The 20,129-nt window shown below is 65.6% G+C and carries 16 protein-coding genes and 1 riboswitch; of the genes, 11 read left to right on the forward strand and 5 right to left on the reverse strand.

Features of this window, described 5'->3' with window-relative positions; genetic code table 11:
- The first annotated feature begins 10 nt into the window (after positions 1-10).
- Positions 11-724: an MBL fold metallo-hydrolase gene (locus ABIB35_RS12125; RefSeq protein WP_354181723.1), complete on the forward strand. Its 714-nt coding sequence runs from the start codon at positions 11-13 to the stop codon at positions 722-724.
- Positions 725-767: 43 nt separating this feature from the next.
- On the opposite strand, the gene cycA is transcribed toward ABIB35_RS12125, so the two are convergent.
- Positions 768-2,264, reverse strand: coding sequence for a D-serine/D-alanine/glycine transporter (gene cycA / locus ABIB35_RS12130; RefSeq protein WP_354181725.1), 1,497 nt, complete (start codon positions 2,262-2,264; stop codon positions 768-770).
- 279 nt (positions 2,265-2,543) lie between these two features.
- Positions 2,544-2,667, forward strand: a riboswitch (glycine riboswitch).
- 150 nt (positions 2,668-2,817) lie between these two features.
- On the opposite strand from cycA, the gene gcvP reads away from it, so the two are divergent.
- The 6 genes from gcvP (at position 2,818) to ABIB35_RS12160 (ending at position 10,550) form a co-directional block, all read left to right on the forward strand.
- The gene (gene gcvP / locus ABIB35_RS12135) at positions 2,818-5,724 is read left to right on the forward strand and encodes an aminomethyl-transferring glycine dehydrogenase (RefSeq protein ID WP_354181727.1); all 2,907 of its coding nucleotides are present in this window, start codon (positions 2,818-2,820) and stop codon (positions 5,722-5,724) included.
- Positions 5,725-5,743: 19 nt separating this feature from the next.
- Positions 5,744-6,865, forward strand: a complete 1,122-nt coding sequence (gene gcvT / locus ABIB35_RS12140; protein ID WP_354181729.1) for a glycine cleavage system aminomethyltransferase GcvT — start codon at positions 5,744-5,746, stop codon at positions 6,863-6,865.
- A 123-nt stretch (positions 6,866-6,988) separates the two neighbouring features.
- Positions 6,989-7,366: a glycine cleavage system protein GcvH gene (gcvH, locus tag ABIB35_RS12145; RefSeq protein ID WP_354181731.1), complete on the forward strand. Its 378-nt coding sequence runs from the start codon at positions 6,989-6,991 to the stop codon at positions 7,364-7,366.
- Positions 7,363-8,664, forward strand: a complete 1,302-nt coding sequence (glyA, locus tag ABIB35_RS12150) for a serine hydroxymethyltransferase (protein WP_354181732.1) — start codon at positions 7,363-7,365, stop codon at positions 8,662-8,664. Before gcvH ends, glyA begins: the two co-directional genes overlap by 4 nt.
- Positions 8,665-8,673: 9 nt before the next feature.
- The gene (locus ABIB35_RS12155) at positions 8,674-10,089 is read left to right on the forward strand and encodes an L-serine ammonia-lyase (RefSeq protein WP_354181734.1); all 1,416 of its coding nucleotides are present in this window, start codon (positions 8,674-8,676) and stop codon (positions 10,087-10,089) included.
- Between the two features lie 38 nt (positions 10,090-10,127).
- Positions 10,128-10,550 carry a ChaB family protein gene (locus tag ABIB35_RS12160; RefSeq protein ID WP_354181736.1) on the forward strand — a complete coding sequence of 141 codons (423 nt, stop codon included), beginning with the start codon at positions 10,128-10,130 and terminating at the stop codon, positions 10,548-10,550.
- Positions 10,551-10,574: 24 nt separating this feature from the next.
- On the opposite strand, the gene ABIB35_RS12165 is transcribed toward ABIB35_RS12160, so the two are convergent.
- The 3 genes from ABIB35_RS12165 to ABIB35_RS12175 all read right to left on the reverse strand — a co-directional run bounded on the left by ABIB35_RS12165 (position 10,575) and on the right by ABIB35_RS12175 (position 13,794).
- Entirely contained in the window at positions 10,575-11,378 is an 804-nt protein-coding gene (locus tag ABIB35_RS12165) for a carbohydrate ABC transporter permease (protein ID WP_354181848.1), read from the reverse strand.
- Positions 11,379-11,464: 86 nt separating this feature from the next.
- Entirely contained in the window at positions 11,465-12,415 is a 951-nt protein-coding gene (locus ABIB35_RS12170) for a carbohydrate ABC transporter permease (protein ID WP_354181738.1), read from the reverse strand.
- The gene (locus ABIB35_RS12175) at positions 12,412-13,794 is read right to left on the reverse strand and encodes an ABC transporter substrate-binding protein (RefSeq protein ID WP_354181740.1); all 1,383 of its coding nucleotides are present in this window, start codon (positions 13,792-13,794) and stop codon (positions 12,412-12,414) included. The genes ABIB35_RS12170 and ABIB35_RS12175 overlap by 4 nt, the downstream gene beginning before the upstream one ends.
- Before the next feature lie 194 nt (positions 13,795-13,988).
- Here ABIB35_RS12175 and ABIB35_RS12180 point away from each other — a divergent pair, with 194 nt between their 5' ends.
- Entirely contained in the window at positions 13,989-14,855 is an 867-nt protein-coding gene (locus ABIB35_RS12180; protein WP_354181742.1) for a sugar-binding transcriptional regulator, read from the forward strand.
- Positions 14,856-14,888: 33 nt separating this feature from the next.
- On the opposite strand, the gene ABIB35_RS12185 is transcribed toward ABIB35_RS12180, so the two are convergent.
- Positions 14,889-16,373 (reverse strand): mannitol dehydrogenase family protein, encoded by a 1,485-nt coding sequence (locus tag ABIB35_RS12185; RefSeq protein ID WP_354181743.1) that lies wholly within the window; start codon positions 16,371-16,373, stop codon positions 14,889-14,891.
- A gap of 246 nt (positions 16,374-16,619) precedes the next feature.
- Here ABIB35_RS12185 and ABIB35_RS12190 point away from each other — a divergent pair, with 246 nt between their 5' ends.
- The 3 genes from ABIB35_RS12190 to ABIB35_RS12200 all read left to right on the forward strand — a co-directional run bounded on the left by ABIB35_RS12190 (position 16,620) and on the right by ABIB35_RS12200 (position 20,119).
- A complete protein-coding gene (locus ABIB35_RS12190) occupies positions 16,620-18,482 on the forward strand; it encodes an L-lactate permease (protein ID WP_354181745.1) in 1,863 nt (620 codons plus the stop codon).
- 8 nt (positions 18,483-18,490) lie between these two features.
- Complete coding sequence (locus ABIB35_RS12195) at positions 18,491-19,882, forward strand: FAD-binding oxidoreductase (RefSeq protein WP_502915786.1); 1,392 nt, start codon at positions 18,491-18,493, stop codon at positions 19,880-19,882.
- A 69-nt stretch (positions 19,883-19,951) separates the two neighbouring features.
- Complete coding sequence (locus ABIB35_RS12200; RefSeq protein ID WP_354181747.1) at positions 19,952-20,119, forward strand: hypothetical protein; 168 nt, start codon at positions 19,952-19,954, stop codon at positions 20,117-20,119.
- Positions 20,120-20,129: the final 10 nt, after the last annotated feature.

Raw genomic sequence — 20,129 nt, forward strand, 5'->3', positions numbered from 1 at the left:
ACGCCAGTTTGTGCCGCTGACCGGGCAGGCCTGGACCACACTGGAGAGGCTGTGCGGTCCCTCCCGCCGCGGAGCACTTCATGCCCAGGGGCCGGGCGTCCTGGGCATCGGCTGCGAGCCGTCCTTCGCCATTGGACAGCGCGCCTTGTTGAGCCAGGCGCCCGGGGGCAACGTGCTCTGGGACTGCCAGGCCTACCTGGATGATGAGCTTGTCGCTTTGATCCGGGCCGAGGGCGGAGTATCCGCGATTGCCATTAGTCATCCGCACTTTTACACCACCATGGTGGAATGGGCGCATGAATTCGACGCACCGGTTCATCTGCACGCGGCGGACCGGCGCTGGGTGGGAAGGGAAGATGCAGCACTGGAGTTTTGGAACGGTGACAGCTTTGCGCTCGCCGAAGGCCTGACCCTGCACCGCGCCGGCATCCACTTTCCCGGCGGTACGGTCCTGCACTGGTCGGGCGATCCGGACGGCGGCGGGGCGCTTTTCAGCGGCGACATCATCAATGTCATCCCCGACCGCACGCACGTGTCCTTCCTGTACAGCTATCCGAACCAGATTCCCGAGCGTCCGGAGGTGGTGGAGAGCGCAGCTGCCCGGCTGGAACCGCTGCGCTACGACCGGTTGTACGGTGGCTGGTGGGACCGGACCATCCCGCACGGCGCGGACCGGATTGTGCAGGAATCCGCGCGGCGATACCTTGCCTTTACCCGCGGATGAAGCCGAAGCACGACCGGCCCCAGAGACCAGCACCGGGTTCCGGCTACCTTGCCGCGTTCGCCTGTGACGCCACGTCCGACCGCTCCGCAGCGGCCAAGGCTTTGTACTCCGCCACCCGTGCCTGATGCACCGGGGTCCGGCGCAGGAACGCGTAGACAACGCCCAGCAGCGCAAACCAGATGGGGGTGACCAGCAGCGCCTGGAGAGTGTCGGCCTGCGTAGTCAGCGCCCAAAGGATGAAGACAAAGAACGCCAGCACCACGTAGACCATCACCACGCCGCCGGGCATCTTAAACTTCGATGCCTCGTGCAGCTGCGGCCGGCGCTTCCGGAACACCAGGTAACTGAGCAGGATGACCGTCCACACGAACATGAAGCACAGCGCGGAGATGGTGGTGACCAGCGTGAAAGCCGCGCTGACAGATTCGCCGGCATACAGGAGCACCACGCCGGCCAGCAGGAAGGTACAGGAGAAGAACAGGGCGTTCTGCGGTACCTTCCGCCGTGACAGGCGGCCGAAAGCCCTGGGGGCATCGCCGTCGTGCGCCAGGCCAAAAACCATGCGCGAGGTGGAATATATGCCCGAATTCGCCGAGGACGCAGCGGACGTCAACACGACAAAGTTCACCACGGCGGCTGCCGCGCCAAGCCCTGCGAGGGCGAACATGCCAACGAACGGGCTCTCGTCCGCGCTGAACTCGTCCCAGGGAACCACGGAAATCAGGATCACCAGGGCGCCTACGTAGAAGAGCATGATGCGCAGCGGAATGGAGTTGATGGCGCGGGGAAGGTTCTTCTCCGGATCCTTCGTCTCTGCGGCGGCCGTGCCCACCAGTTCAATGCCGACAAACGCGAAGACGGCAATCTGGAACCCGGCCACAAAGCCCATGGGACCGGTGGGGAACAGCCCGCCGTGCTCCCAGAGGTTGTTGAAGCCGGCAACATCACCGTCGCCGGAGGTGAAACGGGTGAAGATCATGACCAGGCCCACCACAATAAGGGTGACAATCGCCAGGATCTTGACCAAGGCAAACCAGAACTCAGTTTCACCGAAGGCCTTGACCGTGGGAAGGTTCAGCGCCAGCAGCACCAGGATGCAGGCCAGCGCCGGAATCCAGAGCGGGGCATCCGCCCACCAGAAGGTGACGTAGTGCGAGATGGCCACCACGTCGGCAATTCCGGTGACCACCCAGCAGAACCAGTAGGTCCAGCCGGTGAAGAATCCGGCCCAGGGGCCCAGGAGGTCGGCGGAGAAGTCGGTGAAGGACTTGTAGTTGAGGTTGGAGAGCAGCAGTTCGCCCATGGCCCGCATGACGAAGAACAACATGAAGCCAATGACCATGTAGACGAAGATTACCGACGGTCCGGCCACCGAAATGGTTTTGCCGGAGCCCATAAACAGGCCGGTCCCGATGGCACCGCCAATGGCCAGCAGCTGGATGTGGCGGCTCGAGAGGGAGCGGGAGAGTTCCGGTTCGGAGGAGCTGGTGCCTCCGGGAGCTGTCTCCGCAGGGGAGGGGCGGGTCAGTCGGTCAGACATTGGGTTCTTTCTCGTATAGGCACCCGCCGGCGTGCGTGACGCCGCTACGCGCATGGAAGGCTCTAGCCGAGGCCACATGAGAGGTGTTGGCGCCACCGCCGACATTCAAGTTTGGAAGTCCCGCACGCGCGATGTCAATTTGGCGTCCTTCTGGCTGGCAAACAGGGCGCTGACGTCGTGTACGGGCGTCAAAAAGGGCGGGGGGACGTCACTGCCTTGATGAGGTACCGGAGTGAGGGTAAGGTCACAGGTGGAAAACCACAACTGAATATGCCTTTATCAGCCGTGGCGGGAGAGTCCCGCGAAGTTGCAGTCCATATGTGAAGCCAAAACTGCACCGGCGGGCGCCGTAGGAGCAAACCCTCCCCGGGAATCTCTCAGGCCCCTGTACCGCCACAGCGAGGCAACTCTGGAAAGCAGTCTCCGCACCCCGGTGCGGAGCTCACCGACGGTGCAAGCGGGGCCACCCCTGCGGAATCTCTCAGGTCCAATACAGAGCGGGGAGGACCCAACGAACGTTGGCGTACCCCGTCTGCCTTTCCAGGAGCCCAGAATGACTGCTGATCTGTCCACTGCCGAAACCCCCGCCACGCAGGCCGCGAACTCCCTTGGCTCCGCCGAGGCCGCTCCGGTTGCCGAGGGCTTTGTTGACCGCCACATTGGTGCCCGCGCCGGTTCCGCCGAGGCCATGCTGAAGGCCGTGGGGTACGACTCCCTGGACGCGCTGGCGGATATGGCCGTTCCGGCCGCGATCCGCCAGGGCAGTCCGCTGGTGCTGGATCCCGCCCGTTCCGAAGAGGAAACCCTCGCGCAGCTGCGCTCCATCGCCGGGAAGAACAAAACGGCCGTGCAGATGATCGGCCAGGGCTACTACGGCACGCACACCCCGCCGGTCATCCTCCGCAACGTCGTTGAGGACCCCGCCTGGTACACCGCCTACACCCCGTACCAGCCAGAAATCTCCCAGGGCCGCCTCGAAGCCCTGCTGAACTTCCAGACCATGGTGCAGGACCTCACCGCCCTGCCCATCGCCAACGCCTCTCTGCTGGATGAAGCCACAGCTGCGGCCGAAGCCGTGCTGCTGATGCGCCGGTCCAACAAGTCCAAAGCTCACGGCGCCATTGTCCTGGACTCCGAAACGCTGCCGCAGACCATCGCCGTGGTGAAGGGACGGGCCAAGGCCCTGGACTTCACGGTGATCGTTGCGGACCTGGCCAACGGCCTGCCCGACGGCGACATCACCGGCCTGCTCCTGCAGCAGCCCGGCGTCTCCGGTGTGGTCCGCAACCAGGCGGCCCTCATTGCCGAAGCCAAGGAACGCGGCGCGCTGGTCACCGTGGCCGCGGACCTGCTGGCCCTGACTCTGATCACCGCCCCCGGCGAACAGGGTGCTGACATTGCCGTTGGCTCCGTACAGCGCTTCGGTGTTCCGCTGTTCTTCGGCGGCCCGCACGCCGCCTACATGGCCGTCCGCAAGGGCCTGGAACGCTCCCTGCCCGGCCGCCTGGTGGGCGTCTCCAAGGACTCAGCCGGCACCCCCGCGTACCGGCTGGCACTGCAGACCCGCGAGCAGCACATCCGCCGCGAGAAGGCCACCTCCAACATCTGCACCGCGCAGGCCCTGCTGGCCATCGTGGCGTCCATGTACGCCGTTTACCACGGCCCCGAGGGCCTGACGCGGATTGCCCGCCGCGCCCATGATTCCGCCCGCACCCTGGCCACCGCCCTGCAGGCCGCCGGCGTCGAACTGCTGCACACGAGCTTCTTCGACACCGTCACCGCACGCGTTCCCGGCCGCGCCGCCGAAATCATTGCCGCCGCCGAAGCCCGCGGCATCAACCTGCGTTCCATCGACGCGGACACCGTGGGCATCTCCTGCGACGAGACGACGACGCCGGCCGTTCTCGCCGACGTCGCCGCCGCCTTCGGCGCCTCGGTGGACTCAGCTGCCGAGCCCGAAGGCTTTGAGCTGGCCGCAGACATCCGGCGCATCTCGGACTTCATGACGCACCCGGTGTTCTCCTCCTACCGGTCCGAAACCCAGATGCTGCGCTACCTGCGCCGCCTCTCGGACCGCGACCTGGCCCTGGACCGCACCATGATTCCACTGGGTTCCTGCACCATGAAGCTCAACGCCACGGCCGAAATGCAGGCCATGACCTGGCCCGAGTTTGCCTCCATCCACCCCTTCGCTCCGGATTCCCAGACCGAGGGCTGGCGCGAGCTGATCGCTGATCTGGAAGAGAAGCTCGCGGTCATCACCGGCTACGAGAAGGTCTCCATCCAGCCCAACGCCGGTTCCCAGGGCGAGCTGGCCGGCCTGCTGGCCATCCGCGGCTACCACCACTCCCGCAATGATCAGCAGCGCACCGTCTGCCTGATCCCCGCGTCCGCGCACGGCACCAACGCCGCTTCCGCGGTCCTGGCGGGCATGAAGGTGGTGGTTGTTGCCACCGCCGATGACGGCGCCATTGACCACGCGGACCTGCGCGCCAAGATCGACGCACACCGCGAAAACCTTGCCGCCATCATGATCACCTACCCCTCCACCCACGGGGTGTTCGACGACGACGTCCGCGACGTCTGCGAGGCGGTCCACGAGGCCGGCGGCCAGGTCTACATTGACGGCGCCAACCTCAACGCCCTGGTGGGACTGGCCCGGCCGGGCGAGTTCGGCGGCGACGTCTCCCACCTGAACCTGCACAAAACCTTCTGCATCCCGCACGGCGGCGGCGGTCCCGGCGTAGGCCCGGTGGCCGTGAAGTCCCACCTGGCGCCGTTCCTTCCCGGTGACGCCGCCACGTGGACCGAGGGCGAGGACATCCCCGTCTCGGCATCCCGTTTTGGCTCCGCCGGTGTGCTGCCCATCTCCTGGGCCTACGTGAACCTCATGGGCGGCGAAGGCCTGACCGAAGCCACGAAGAGCGCCCTGCTGGCCGCCAACTACGTGGCGGCCCGGCTCAACGAGTACTTCCCCGTCCTGTACACCGGCCGCGGCGGACTCGTGGCGCACGAGTGCATCCTGGACCTGCGCGAGCTGACCGCCACCACCGGCGTCACCGCCGAAGACGTGGCCAAGCGCCTGGTGGACTACGGCTTCCACGCACCCACCCTGTCCTTCCCGGTGGCCGGCACACTGATGGTGGAGCCCACCGAGTCCGAGGACCTGGGCGAAATTGACCGTTTCATCGACGCCATGATCGCCATCCGCGCCGAGATCGACCAGGTGGCCGCCGGGGACTTCACCCTGGAGGGCAGCCCGCTGCGCAACGCGCCGCACACCGCCGTCGTCCTCGCCGGAAACGACTGGGACCGCGCCTACCCGCGTGAACAGGCCGCCTTCCCCATGCGCAGCCAGCGGATGGACAAGTACTTCCCGCCGGTGGGCCGGATCGACGGCGCTGCCGGGGACCGCAACCTCATCTGCTCCTGCCCGCCCATCGAAGACTTCGAAAACTAGAGCGCAAAGGCTAAGAACAATGACTGAGAAATACACCGCGCTCTACGAAGAGCACAAACGCCTCGGCGCCTCCTTCACCGACTTTGGCGGCTGGCAGATGCCGCTCAAATACAGCTCCGAACTGGCCGAACACCACGCCGTCCGCAAAGCTGCGGGCCTGTTTGACCTCTCCCACATGGGCGAAGTCAAGGTCACCGGCCCGGACGCCGGCGCCTTCCTGGACTACGCCCTGGTGGGCAAGCTGTCCGCAGTGAAGGTGGGCAAGGCCAAGTACTCGCTGATCACCAACGCCGACGGCGGAATCATCGATGACCTGATCAGCTACCGGCTGGCCGACGAGACTTTCCTGGTGGTGCCCAACGCCGGGAACGCCCCGGTGGTCGCCGCAGAACTGGCAGCGCGCGCCGAGGGCTTTGACGTCACCGTGGACAACATCTCCGATGACACGTCGCTGGTGGCCGTGCAGGGGCCCAACGCGGAAGCCATCCTGCTGTCCCTGGTTCCGGCTGAACACCGGGACGCGGTGACGGGGATGAAGTATTACTCAGCTGCCACCGTGCCGATGGCGCTGGGGGCCTGGACCGCGGACCTGCTGGTAGCGCGCACCGGGTATACCGGTGAGGACGGTTTTGAGATCTACGTGTCCAACGACGCCGCGTCCGTTCTCTGGGCTGCACTGCTGGACGCCGGATCGGACCGGGGCCTGATTCCCGCCGGGCTGGCGTGCCGCGACTCGCTGCGCCTGGAGGCCGGCATGCCGCTGTACGGCAATGAGCTGTCACTGGATCTGGACCCCTATGCTGCGGGCCTCGGTCCCGTCGTCGCCCCCTCCAAGGAGGGTGACTTTGTGGGCCGCACCGCACTGGAAGGCAAGAAGCAGCAGGCTCCGGCCCGCCGCCTCGTGGGCCTGAAGGGTGCCGGCCGCCGCGCCGGCCGTTCGCACTATCCGGTTCTCTCCGACGGCGCCGTCATCGGTGAAGTCACCTCCGGCGCTCCCAGCCCCACCCTGGGGTACCCGATCGCTCTGGCCTACGTGGATACCGCCTTCGCGGAGCCCGGCACCGAGGTACAGGTGGACCTTCGCGGCAAGCCGGAACCTTTCACCGTCGTCGAGCTCCCCTTCTACAAGCGCACCAAATAACCCCGCGAGATGGCAGTAAGTGCTCGTCTCAGGCCTGAAACGGACATCTACTGCCATCTCGCGCGGCCTAGACTTTGAAGTAACCCGCACAGACCCGATAGATAGCTTTCGAAAGGCATCCTCATGAGCAAAGTGAACGCAGGACTCCGTTACTCCGCCGAACACGAGTGGGTGGACTCCTCCAGCCCCGTCAAGGTAGGCATCTCCGCCGTCGCCGCCGACGCCCTGGGCGACGTGGTGTACGTGGACCTGCCCGAGGTTGGCACCGTCATCACCGCCGGCGAGACCTGCGGCGAAGTGGAGTCCACCAAGTCCGTGTCGGACCTCTACGCTCCGGTCTCGGGCGAAATCATCGAAATCAACCAGGAAGCCATCGACAATCCGGCGCTGCTGAACGAGGACCCGTACGGTGCCGGCTGGCTCTTCACGGTCAACACCACTTCCGAGGGCGAACTGCTCAGCGCCGAGGAGTACGCAGAAAAGAACGGCGGCGAGCTGTGACCGATTACCTGAATTCCCACCTCGCTCAGATCGATCCGGAGGTGGCGGAGCAGATCGACAACGAGCGCCGCCGCCAGCAGTCCGGCCTGGAAATGATCGCCTCGGAGAACCACACCTCCGTGGCCATCATGGAAGCCCAGGGCTCGGTCCTGACCAACAAGTACGCCGAGGGTTACCCGGGACGCCGCTACTACGGCGGCTGCGAGTACGTTGATGTCATTGAGCAGCTGGCCATCGACCGCGCCAAGGACCTCTTCGGTGCTAACTTCGCCAACGTCCAGCCGCACTCCGGCGCCCAGGCCAACGCCTCGGTCATGCACGCCCTGATCCGTCCGGGCGACACCATCCTGGGCCTGTCCCTGGCGCACGGCGGCCACCTCACACACGGCATGAAGATTAACTTCTCCGGTCGGCTGTACAACGTGGTGCCGTACAACGTTTCCGAGGACACCCACCGGGTGGACATGGCCGAGGTGGAACGCCTGGCCCGCGAACACCAGCCCAAGCTGATCGTGGCCGGCTGGTCGGCGTACGCCCGCCAGCTGGACTTCGCGGAATTCCGCCGCATCGCCGATGAGGTGGGCGCCTACCTGATGGTGGACATGGCCCACTTCGCCGGACTGGTGGCTGCCGGACTGCATCCCAGTCCGGTTCCCCACGCCCACGTGGTCACCTCCACCACGCACAAGACCCTCGCGGGTCCGCGCGGCGGCATCATTCTCTCCAACGACGCCGACATTGCCAAGAAGATCAACTCGGCTGTGTTCCCCGGACAGCAGGGCGGCCCGCTGGAGCACGTCATTGCCGGCAAGGCCACTGCCTTCAAGATCGCGGCCACCCCCGAGTTCAAGGAACGCCAGGAACGCACGCTGGCCGGCGCGGGCATCCTCGCCGACCGCCTGCTGGCCGACGACGTCGCCGCCAAGGGCATCTCCGTGATCTCCGGCGGCACTGACGTGCACCTGGTGCTGGTGGACCTGCGCAACGCCGAGCTCAACGGCCAGGAGGCCGAAGACCGGCTGGCCCAGATCGACATCACCGTGAACCGCAACGCCGTTCCGTTTGACCCGCGGCCGCCGATGGTGACCTCAGGCCTGCGGATCGGCACCCCGGCGCTGGCTACCCGCGGCTTCGGTGAGGACGCGTTCCGTGAAGTGGCGGACATCATTGCGCTGGCCCTGATTGCCGGCGGCGACGATGACCTTTCGGAGCTCAAGGCACGCGTCACGGCCCTGGCCGCAGCGCATCCGCTGTACACCGAGGTGGCCAACCTGGCCTCCTCACCCGCGCACGTGTAAGGAATCCTCATGGCTGTTGGCGTTTTTGATCTGTTCTCCGTGGGCATCGGCCCGTCGAGCTCCCACACCGTGGGCCCGATGCGTGCCGCTGCCGTTTTCTCGGCGGAACTGGTGAACGACGGCATCCTGGGGTCCGTGGCCGGCCTCCGCGTTGACCTGTACGGGTCACTCGCGGCGACCGGCCGCGGCCACGGCACCATGACCGCGGTGCTGCTGGGGCTGGAAGGCTTCGCGCCGGAGAAGATCCTGCCCGAAGAAGTCGAGGAACGCCTGGCCGCCATCGAGGCGACCCGGAAACTGCAGCTGTGCTCGCAGGTGCCGGGCGCCCCGGACTGCGTGCTGGAATACGGCGAGGCGGACATTGTCCTGCACCCGCTCACCGTCCTGCCCCGGCACACCAACGGCATGAAGTTCGCTGCCAGCGCCGCTGACGGCACAGTGCTGCACGAGGCCACCTTCTTCTCCGTGGGCGGCGGGTTCATTGTGCGCGACGGCGAAGAAGACGCCGCCCGCGAAGAACTGGAATCCACCAAGGCGGCCCTGCCGTACCCCTTCCGCACCGCCGTCGGACTCCTGCAGCACTGCACCGAGAACGGGCTGAGCATCTCCGAAGTCATGCTCGCCAATGAAAAAGTGTCCCGCACCGAGGCGGAGATCCGCGCCGGTCTGCTGCACATCCGCGACGTGATGGAGGAATGCAAAAACTCCGCCATCGCCCGCACCGGGCTGCTGCCCGGCGGTCTGAAGGTCCGACGCCGGGCGCCGGCCTGGCACAGCCGGCTGCGGGCGGAGGATCCGAACCGGGATCCGAAGTTCTGGCAGGAATGGGTGAACCTGGTGGCGCTGGCCGTCAACGAAGAAAACGCCTCCGGCGGCCGGGTGGTCACCGCGCCTACCAATGGCGCGGCAGGCATCATTCCCGCCGTCATGTTCTACGCCACGCACTACGGCCCCGGCATGGAGAACGCCACGCAGGAACAGAAGAACGACGTCGTTGTCCGGTTCCTGCTCACCGCCGGTGCCGTGGGCGTCCTCTACAAGGAACAGGCCTCCATCTCCGGCGCGGAGGTGGGCTGCCAGGGTGAGGTGGGCTCGGCGTCGTCCATGGCCGCCGCCGGGCTGGCCGAAATCCTGGGCGGCACCCCTGAACAGGTGGAAAATGCCGCCGAGATCGCCATGGAACACAACCTGGGGCTGACCTGCGATCCGATCGGCGGGCTGGTGCAGGTGCCCTGCATCGAGCGCAACGCCATCGGTGCGGCGAAGGCCGTCAACGCCGCCAAAATGGCGCTCTGGGGCGACGGCGACCACCGGGTTTCGCTGGACGAAGTCATCGTGACCATGCGTGAAACCGGCCGCGACATGAGCTCAAAGTACAAGGAAACCGCGCTCGGCGGACTGGCCGTCAACGTGGTGGAGTGCTGATACTAGGGACCTTCGATACCTGACGGAGAGGACGCGTTATGCCTAAGACCGGAAAGAACGGCCACGCCATCGAGGACGAGATTCCTTCCACTTTGCAGCGGTCGAACGGCTTGGCGCAGGACACTTTCGCCAAGACGTTCGACTCCGCAGAGGAGGAATACGGCGACGGGGAGCGTGCTGCCCGAACTGCCTACGCTGCTTTGAAGCGCACCCACGAAAAGGTGGGGGATCACTGGGAGGAAAAGGAAGCCAGCGGCCCTTCCGACGCCAAAGCTGCGGAAGGGCGGGATTCCGCCGCGAAGACCGCCGGCGGGGTGGACGCCAACGCGTCCAAAGAACATCTGTATGGCCTGGCTGCCGCGCTGGATATCTCCGGCCGGTCCACGATGACCAAGGGCCAGCTCGTTGACGCGCTGCAGAAGGCCAACGAGAAGGAATCCCGCAAGTCTCGGAAGCGCTGAACGCTCCGCCGGCGCCCTTAGCCTCTACTTCACGGCACCCATGGACAGGCCGCGCACCAGCTGCTTCTGCGCTATCCACCCGGCTATGACCACCGGCAGCGAGGCGAGGACCGACGCGGCGGAGAGCTTGGCCAGATACAGGCCTTCGCTGGTCATCTGCGACACCAGGAAGACCGGCACAGTTGCGGATCTGGCTGCCGTGAGATTCAGGGCGAAAAAGAACTCGTTCCAGGCGAAGATCACGCAGATCAGGGCGGTCGCGGCCAGTCCCGGGGCGACCATCGGCATCAGCACCCGCCATAGGGTCTTTAACAGCCCGGCGCCGTCCATCTGTGCGGCCTCAAGCACCTCGGCGGGCACCTCCTGGAAGAAGGAACGCATCATCCACACGGCGATCGGCAGGTTCATGGAGGTGTAGAGGACCACTAGGGTCCAGATGTTGTCCAGCACCTTCAGCTGGCCGGCAATCACGTAAATCGGCATGATGACTGCCACCACCGGCAGCATCCGGGTGGAGATGAAGAAGAACAACACATCGGAGGTCTTCTTCACGGGCCGGATGCTCAGTGCATAGGACGCAGGAACAGCCATGATCACCACCAGCAGGGTGGAAACTCCGGTGGCAATCATGGAGTTGACGAAGTAGCTTCCGGCACCGGCGTCGAGCACCGCGCGGTACTGGTCCAGTGTGGGGGTGAAGAAGAACGACGGCGGGTTGGAGGCAGCGGCGGATTCCTGTTTGAAGGACGTCAGCACCATCCATAGCACCGGCGAAAAGAACCCGATCGCCACGATCCAGGTCAGCGTGGTCAGCAGTGATGAGGCCATGCGCGGTTTGCCCCGCCTTGGCCGGACGGCCTGCACATCGGTCGAGGAAGAGGAGCCTTTGGCGGGAGCCGGCTCGGTTTGTGTGCTCACGTCTGGTCCTTTACGTCGAAGCTGCGGAAGATCAGGCGAAGGGCGAAGGTGGCAATGATGATCGTTGCAATGACCACCACCACGCCCATGGCAGCCGCCTGGCCAATGTCGAAGCCCAGGAAGGCCCGCTGGTAGATGTAGAACGGCAGGTTGGCGCTGGCCGTGCCGGGCCCTCCCGCCGTCATCAGATAAATCTGGTCAAAGGTGTTCACCACGTAGATGGCCCCGAGCAGCACGCCCAGCTCGATGTAGCGGCGCAGCTGCGGAAGCGTCACCCATAGGAAGGTCCGCCACCAGCCGGCACCGTCAACCTGTGCAGCTTCCAGCACATCCTTGGGCTGCGACTGCAGGCCGGCCAGCACCAGGAGCATCATGAACGGCGTCCACTGCCATACCAGGGACATAAGGATGGAGGCGATCGGGTGCGTCGAAGTCCAGTCCACGGGGGAGATCCCCACCAGGCCAATCAGCCAGTTGAGGAGCCCGTAGTTGGGATTGAGGATGGAGACGGACCAGAGCAGGGAACCGGCCACCGGCATGATCAGGAAGGGGGTGATCAGCAGGGTCCGGACCACTCCGCGCCCGGTGAAGGAGCGGTCCAGCAGGATGGCGAACACAATGCCCAGGATCATCGCGAAGAAGACGCAGCCCAACGTGAAGATCACCGAGTTCAGTGCAGCTTGCCGGAACGTGGAGTCGGCAAAGATCTCCACGTAGTTGGCGAGTCCAACAAAGCGGTCGCCTTCAGGGTTCAGCAGGTTCCAGTTCTGCAGGGAGTACCAGATGGTGAACAGGAACGGGACCTGAGTCACGATCAGGGTGAAAACAAGGGCGGGCAGAAGGGGGCCCCGGCGGCGCCAGCCCTCGGCCTTGGAGATGCCGCCGGCCTGGCGCTGCTCAGCGTCCCGGCGGGCCTTCTGCTGATGTTTCTCTACCAGGGTGCTCATTTGTTTTCTCCTGACTGGTAGCTCTCCGCGACGGTCCGGGCGTATCGCTGGGATTGCTCAAGGGCCTCGGGGACGGTCTTTTGCCCCGCAATGGCGGCGGAGATCTGCTGCGCCACCCGGGTGCCAAGATCCTGGAACTCCGGGATACCCACAAACTGCAGCCCCGGATACGGCACCGGCTTTGTCATGCTGGTTTCCTGCGAGGCCCCGGCCATGGCGGTCAGTGTTGGCTCCGCATACGCCTCGGCGACCTCGGCGTATTCGGGAATCTCGTAGGTTGAGAGCCGGCTGCCGGGAGGCACCCGTTCCCAGCTGATCTTTTCCCCTACCAGCTGGATGTATTCCTTGTTGGTCATCCAGGAGACAAAATCCCAGGCCGCGTCCTTCTTTTCGCTGGTGGTGGGAATGGCGAGCGACCAGCTGTAGAGCCAGCCCGAGGATTCCGTTTCCTGCACGGGCGCCGGAGCATAACCGGTTTTGCCCACTACCAGCGAAGATGCGGGGTCTTCCACGGAGGAAACCATGGAGGTGGCGTCGTACCACATGGCCGCGTTGCCCTGGCTGTACTGGGTGAGGCAGTCACCGAATCCGCTGGTGGCGGCTCCGGGCTGTCCGGCGGTGCGGACCAGGTCCACGTAGTCGGTCACGGCCGCTTCAACCTCGGGTGAATCGAGGGTGGCGTTCCAATCCTCGTCGAACCAACCGCCGCCGTAGGTGTTCATCATGGTGCTCAGCGGTGCCATGACCTCGCCCCAGCCGGCCAGGCCGCGCAGGCAGATGCCGGAGAACCCGTTGTCGGGATCGTTGAGCTGCTCCGCGAAGCCGGTGATGTCCGCCCATGTGGGCTTCTGAGGCATGGTGAGGCCGGCCTCCTCGAAGAGGTCCTCGCGGTAGGCCAGGAAGGACGACTCCCCGTAGAAGGGAACCGAATACATGTCCCCTTCGTAGCTGAGCGCCTCGCTGATGTTGGGGATGAAGTCCTCCGGATCGTAGCCGGGGGTGCTGTCGGCGTACTCCTGCAGGTTGGTGATCCACCCGTTTTCGGCCCACATCGGCGTCTCATAGTTGGAGATCATGACCACGTCGAACTCTCCGCCGCCGGTGGCCACTGAGGCGGTGATCTTGGCCCGGGCCTCGTTTTCCGGAAGGGAAACAAACCGGGCATCAACGTCCGGAAACTGGGCCCGGAACTCGTCCTTGAGGGAGATCGCATCCGTCATCTGCGGATTGGAGACGATGGCCACCACAATTTCCTCGGGCCCGTCCGCGTTTCCGCTCCCGCATCCTGCCAGGACCAGCGACAGGGCCGCAACACCCGCCGCGGCACTCTTACCGGAACTGCGCCTGCGGGTTCTCCGCGTGCTGCGTCCTGTTCTCATACGTCACCTTTGCTCATGTGAGAATTGCTTTCCGCTCATTTGGGGAGTAACTCTAAACAGATACACTCAAATGAGCAACAGCGGGCGACTTCTTCGAAGACAGGCAGGGTCGAATCATTACCGGAACAGGTACGTCCCATGAGGAGCTGCTGGCCAGGATTGGCCGCGACTATTACCTCCACAATCACTCAAAAGTGGAGATCGCCCGAACCTATGGCATCTCCCGCTTCCAGGTGGCCCGTTACCTCGAGGAAGCCCGGGCGCTGGGGATTGTGCGCATTGACGTCAGATTCCCGGCCGCGGCAACGGGCCTGGAACCCGAGCGCCTGGCGGCTGCCCTCGGCGTCGCGCACGTGCGGGTTTCCCCCACCGGGCCGGATGAGCACGCCACGCGGAAGGCCATGGCCAAGGGTGCGGCAGAGGAGCTGATGGCGGCGTCCTTCAGCGGCGCCACCCTGGGTGTGTCGTGGTCCCGGACCCTGGACCTCGCAGCGGGTTATGTGACTGACCTGCCGCCGTGCGGGATCGTCCAGCTGGCCGGAGCACTGCCGGTTCCCGGCAGCGGCAATTCGCTGGAGCTGATCCAGGGCCTGGGCAGGCACGACGGCGTGGCCACCTGGCCGCTGTGGGCACCGCTGGTGGTGGAAAACGCCGCCACCGCGCAGAGTCTGCGCCGCCAGCCCGAAATCGCCGAAACCCTGGCGCGGGCAGACTCCCTGGACGCCGCCGTCGTCGCGGTGGGCGCCTGGCAGCCGGGGCTTTCCACCGTCTGGGACCGGGTGGACAACCGGCTTCGCCTCGCCGCCGCCCGCGCCGGTGCCGTCGCCGAATGCTCCGGCCGCCTGGTGGATGCGGCCGGCAACCCGGTGGACTCGGAGCTGGATGAACGGGTGCTGGCGGTGACCGTTGCCCAGCTGCAGCACACTCCCCGGGTGGTGGCTGTGGCGCAGGGTGCAGCGAGGGCCGATGCCGTGCGCGCCGTGCTGGCGGCAGGCTTTGTCACTACCCTGCTGGTGGACGAAGAGCTCGCCGCCGCACTGTCCGGCGACGCCGCGCAATGAACGACGCGGAATGAGCCGGGCCGGGCTGGGGAACTAGGCCGGGTGATCCGCCGCCAGGTTCTGCACGGCGGCCCGGGCTCCGGCCTCATGCAGGGATGCCAGCGCGGCGGTGTAGGCCTGGACAAAACGGTCGTTGGTGGCGAGGTCCCCGAAGAGTTCGCTGTTGGACACGAAGGCCAGCGGATCCTCCCGATTGCGTGCCGCTGAGGCCATCAGCGTCTCGCGCAGCCGGTCCACGACGTCGATCGGCCGGCCCTGTTCGTCAAGGCCTTCCGCGTAGCGGGCCCAACTCGCCACGATGGCTGCCGAGCGGTGGATCTCGCCGCCGGAAGCCAGGTTTTCGCGGATCACCGGCAGCAGCCATTTGGGGATCCGGTCCGAACTCTCGGCGCAGAGGCGGGCGAGCGTGTCGCGGACATACTCGTTGGAGAACCGCTCGATCAGCCGGTGCTGGTAGGCGGTGAGGTCCACGCCGGGCAGCGGTGCAAGCGTGGGGGCGGCTTCCCTGGCCATGTAATCGAGCAGGAAGCCGGCAAACAGGGGATCCTGGCTGACTTCGTGGGCGTAGCGGTATCCGGCGAGGTAACCGAAGTAGCACAGGCCCTGATGGCTGGCGTTGAGCAGGCGCAGTTTCATGAGTTCGTAAGGTTCCACCTCGTCCACCACCTGCACGCCCGCGTCCTCAAAGGGCGGGCGGCCCTGCGGGAAATCGTCCTGCAGGACCCACTGTTCAAAGTCCTCGCTCACCACCGGCCAGGCGTCCTCCACTCCGAAGTCCTCAGCGACCATGGCACGGTCCCGGTCCGTGGTGACAGGTGTGATCCGGTCCACCATGGAATTGGGAAAGGCCACGTTCTCCTGCATCCAGGCGCCCAGCTCGGGATCACGTGCGGCGGCAAAGGCTGTGAACATCCTGCGGGCCACATCGCCGTTGCCCTGGATGTTGTCGCAGGACATGACCGTGAACGGCGGCAGCCCCCTGTCCCGCCGGCGCTGCAGGGCCTCGCTGACCAGCCCAAAAACGGTGGTGGGAACTGCCCCCGGCTGCAGATCCGCGGCCACTGCGGGGTTGGCTGCATCAAATTCGCCGGTGACCTGATGGAAGTTGTAGCCGCCCTCCGTGATGGTCAGCGAGACGATCCGGGTGCCGGGCGCGGCCATTTTCTCGATGACGGCCTCGGGATCCTCCGGTGCCAGCAGGTATTCGATCATCGATCCGATGACGCGTCCCTCCCGTGTGCCGTCAGGATTCTTCAGCACCAGTGTGTACAGGCAGTCCTGCGCATCCATCACCGTCTTCATGGCGGCATCCCCCGGCAGGACGCCCACACCGCAGATCGCCCAGTCCCTGGCTGCTCCCTCATTCATTAGGCGGTCCAGGTACATCGCCTGATGGGCCCGGTGGAATCCACCCACACCAAAGTGGACAATCCCGACGCTGAGCTCGGCACGGTCATAGCGTGGAACGGAGAGGTTGGCCGGAAGTCCGGACAGGGACGCGCTGTTGAGTTTACTCATGGGTTCCACCTCGGGGCCGGCGTCGGACAGGTGCGGCTCAATTTATCATGTGAGCGGACATTCCGGCCTCACATGAGCGCTGGGAAAGGGTCGACCGCTGCAGAGGAAGAGGTGAGCAGGTGCTTTTAGCCGCCACCGTTGACCGGTTTGCGGCTGCGGGCCTAGGGTCAACGCATCGTTACCGTGGATGGGGCTGGTACAGCTGCACCGCGCAGACGGACGTGAACAAAGACAAAGGAGTCTTTTGTGAGGACGCCGCTAGCTGCATTCGAACAGCCGCTCGATCCCATTGCGGATTCCCTGGGTTATTCCGCCCTGCTTGCGGCGCTGCCGCTGCTGGTCCTTTTTGTCCTGCTGGGGGTCTTCCGAATGAAGGCCTATCAGGCCGCGCTCATCTCGCTGGCGCTGTCCGTCCTGCTGGCGGTGCTCGCCTGGAAAATGCCGGTGGAGCAGGTGGCAGCGGCCACCGGGCTGGGTGCCTTTTACGCCATATTTCCAATCCTCTGGATCCTGATCAACGCGCTGTGGATCTACAAACTCACCGTTGCCACGCCCTGGTTCGAGGTTCTGGGACGCACCATCCGCTCCATCTCGGATGACCTGCGGATCCTGTCGATCCTGATCGCGTTCTGCTTTGGCGCGCTGCTGGAGTCACTGGCCGGCTTTGGCGCGCCGGTGGCCATCGCCGCCGCCATGCTGATGGCGGCCGGCATGGAGCCGCTCAAATCCGCCATTGTGGCGCTCCTGGCCAATACCGCTCCGGTTGCCTTTGGCGCCATGGCAGCGCCGATTATCGCTCTGAACGGCGTGACCGGAATTCCGCTCCATGAATTGTCCTCCATGACCGGACGGCAAACCCCCTTCATCGCCCTGGTGGTGCCGCTGATCCTGGTGTTCCTGGTGGACGGCAGGCGCGGCCTGAAGCAAACCTGGCCGGTTGCCCTGGTGGCCGGGTTTGTCTTTGGACTGGCACAGTTTCTCGCCTCGAACTTCTTTGTTGTGGAACTGACCGACGTTGTGGCAGCCGTGGCCACGGTCATCGCCGTGCTCCTTATGCTCCGGGTCTGGCAGCCGGCGGAGATCATCGGCATGTCCGGCCAGGTGCAGGAAGCCCGGGACGGTCTGGAAACCGGAGAGCCTGCGGCGGAAGCACGGGAAACCGTGGATGCCGCCGGCAGCGGAAACGCCGGCGCCGGAGGCAACCTGGACACCTTACAGACTCGGCCCCCGGGGAAAGCGCGGGGGCGGCGCTCCGCGGCACTGTCTTCGGGCGGAGCCACCGCGGCGCAAATCCCGGCCGGAAAGGTGGTGGAAGGGGCCGCCGGTGTATCCGGTCCAAAATCTCCGGGGAACACGGCCCGCCCCGATGCCCGCAGCGTCTGGATGGCCACCGCTCCGTACCTGATCATCATCGTGGTGTTCTCGCTGGCTCAGATACCTGCCGTCAAGACCTGGCTGACCGCCATCGGCAGCGTCACCTTCCACTGGCCGGGGCTTGACGTGGTGGACTCGAACGGTAAAACGGTAACCACCCAGACCTTGCGCTTTGACCACATCCGGGCCACCGGAACCCTGCTGCTGTTCGCCGGAATCCTGACCATGCTGCTGTATCGGATCCGGCCTGCAACGGGCGTGAAAGTCTACGGCGAAACCCTCAAGCAGCTGCGCTGGACCATTGTGACGGTGTGCGCCGTGTTGGCCCTGTCCTTCGTGATGAACCTGTCCGGGCAAACCACCACGCTGGGCGTGGCGCTGGCCTCGGCCGGCGGGTTCTTTGCGCTGCTCTCGCCGCTGCTGGGCTGGATCGGCGTGGCGCTGACCGGTTCCGACACCTCCTCAAATTCGCTGTTCGGCCAGCTGCAGGTGGCGGCGGCCAATGAGACGGGTCTGTCCGCCACTCTGATGGCGGCGTCCAATTCCTCCGCCGGGGTGCTGGGCAAGATGCTCTCGCTGCAGAACCTGGCCATCGCCGCCGCCGCCGTGGGCCTGGAAGGAGCGGAGAGCACACTGTTCCGCAAGCTTCTGGGCTGGAGCCTGGGCCTGCTGGTCTTGATGACGCTGCTCATCTGGCTGCAGTCAACATCCGTCCTCGGTTGGATGGTGCCGTAACCGTGAGCATTTTCTCCGACGCCGACGCCGCTGTTGGCCCTCCCGGGCCGGCACCGAGCGCCGCCCTGCTGGATCAGGCGCCGAACGCGTCCCTGGAGCCGGCGCACCGGGAGCACGCCAGTACCGACCGCTCCGGGTTCGTGGCCGAGTCACACCCCGACGGCGTGGTGTTCGCGGAGTCCGCAGAGCAGGTTGCCGAGACCCTGCGCCTGGCCACCTTGCACCGGGTGCCGGTGGTGACCCGCGGAGCCGGCACCGGCCTGGCCGGAGGATCCTCCGCCCGCTCCGGGGAAGTGGTGCTGGATGTGTCCAGGATGAACAGGATCCTGCGCATCGACCCGGTGGAACAGCTGGCCGTGGTCCAGCCCGGGGTCCTGAACGCGGAAATTAACGCAGCCGCCGCGGACTACGGACTGTTTTATGCCCCGGATCCCGCGAGCACCGCCATCTGCTCCATTGGCGGGAACATCGCCACGAACGCCGGCGGGATGCGGTGCGCCAAATACGGCGTCACCCGCGAATCCGTGCTCGCGCTGCGGGTCATCCTGGCCGACGGGCGTGAGCTGCGCACCGGCAGGGAGACCATCAAGGGCGTCACCGGCTACGATCTGAACGCGCTGATCATCGGCTCCGAAGGCACGCTCGGCGTCGTCGTCGAAGCAACGCTTCGGCTGCGCCCCATGCCGGTGTCAACCGCCACCGTGGCGGCGTTTTTCCCCGACGTTCAAAGTGCCGCCCAGGCCGCGTCGGCGGTGGTGGCTGCCCGGATCCAGCCGTCAATGATGGAACTCATGGACGGTCCCACCCTTGAGGCCGTGGACGCGGCAACCGGCACGGACTACCGCTCCCGCGGCGCATCGTTCCTCCTGGTGCAGACCGACGGTTACGGTGCCTTCCTGGAGCAGGACGTGGTGCTTCAAGCCGTCCGCCCCTACGCGGGGTCATGCGACAAGGCAGCCGACGACGACGAGGCCGCCGCCATGGTGCGCGCCCGGCGGGACGCCATTCCCTCGCTGGAAAAGATGGGGCGCGTGTCGATCGGAGACATTGGCGTGCCGCGCGGACGGCTGGCCGAAGCGGTGGCCGGGCTCGAAGAGATCTCGGCTGCCACCGGGGTGCGGATCTTCACCATCGCCCATGCCTCAGATGGCAACCTGCATCCCATGATCGTGATGGATCCGCGGGATTCGGTCACTGAGGGGCCGGCCAAGGACGCCCTGGGCCGCATGTTTTTCCTGGCCAACCGGCTCGGCGGAACCCTGACCGGGGAGCACGGGGTGGGGCTGCTCAAACGGGAGTGGGTGGGTGCCGAGCTTGGCGACGTCTCAGTGGGTGTGCAGCATTCCATCCGGCGCGCCCTGGACCCCCTGGGCATCCTGAATCCGGGGAAGGCGATCTAACCCGCTGTAACATGCGGGTAGCAGCCGGGCGGGTACCCGTACCGGTTTAGGGCATGACGGGGGAGAGACATGATGGCATTTTCAGGATTTGGTGCAATATTCGCCATTCTTTATTTTGTGGTGGTGGCCGCGGTGGCGGTTCTGGGGGTGTGGGCGCTGGTGCTGCTGATCATCTTCCTGCGGCTGCGCATCACCGAGCTGCGCGGGGCGCAGACCGGGCCGGGGAATCCCCGGTAACGCAGGGGTC

This window comes from Arthrobacter sp. UYP6 (assembly GCF_040547315.1).
GTDB lineage: Bacteria > Actinomycetota > Actinomycetes > Actinomycetales > Micrococcaceae > Arthrobacter_B.

Excerpts from the sequence above, each read along its gene's own strand:
- cycA (WP_354181725.1), bottom strand. The coding sequence starts at position 2,264 with ATGTCTGACCGACTGACCCGCCCCTCCCCTGCGGAGACAGCTCCCGGA.
- gcvP (WP_354181727.1), top strand. The coding sequence starts at position 2,818 with ATGACTGCTGATCTGTCCACTGCCGAAACCCCCGCCACGCAGGCCGCG.
- gcvT (WP_354181729.1), top strand. The coding sequence starts at position 5,744 with ATGACTGAGAAATACACCGCGCTCTACGAAGAGCACAAACGCCTCGGC.
- gcvH (WP_354181731.1), top strand. The coding sequence starts at position 6,989 with ATGAGCAAAGTGAACGCAGGACTCCGTTACTCCGCCGAACACGAGTGG.
- ABIB35_RS12155 (WP_354181734.1), top strand. The coding sequence starts at position 8,674 with ATGGCTGTTGGCGTTTTTGATCTGTTCTCCGTGGGCATCGGCCCGTCG.
- ABIB35_RS12160 (WP_354181736.1), top strand. The coding sequence starts at position 10,128 with ATGCCTAAGACCGGAAAGAACGGCCACGCCATCGAGGACGAGATTCCT.
- ABIB35_RS12165 (WP_354181848.1), bottom strand. The coding sequence starts at position 11,378 with ATGGCCTCATCACTGCTGACCACGCTGACCTGGATCGTGGCGATCGGG.
- ABIB35_RS12170 (WP_354181738.1), bottom strand. The coding sequence starts at position 12,415 with ATGAGCACCCTGGTAGAGAAACATCAGCAGAAGGCCCGCCGGGACGCT.
- ABIB35_RS12175 (WP_354181740.1), bottom strand. The coding sequence starts at position 13,794 with ATGAGAACAGGACGCAGCACGCGGAGAACCCGCAGGCGCAGTTCCGGT.
- ABIB35_RS12185 (WP_354181743.1), bottom strand. The coding sequence starts at position 16,373 with ATGAGTAAACTCAACAGCGCGTCCCTGTCCGGACTTCCGGCCAACCTC.
- ABIB35_RS12200 (WP_354181747.1), top strand. The coding sequence starts at position 19,952 with ATGATGGCATTTTCAGGATTTGGTGCAATATTCGCCATTCTTTATTTT.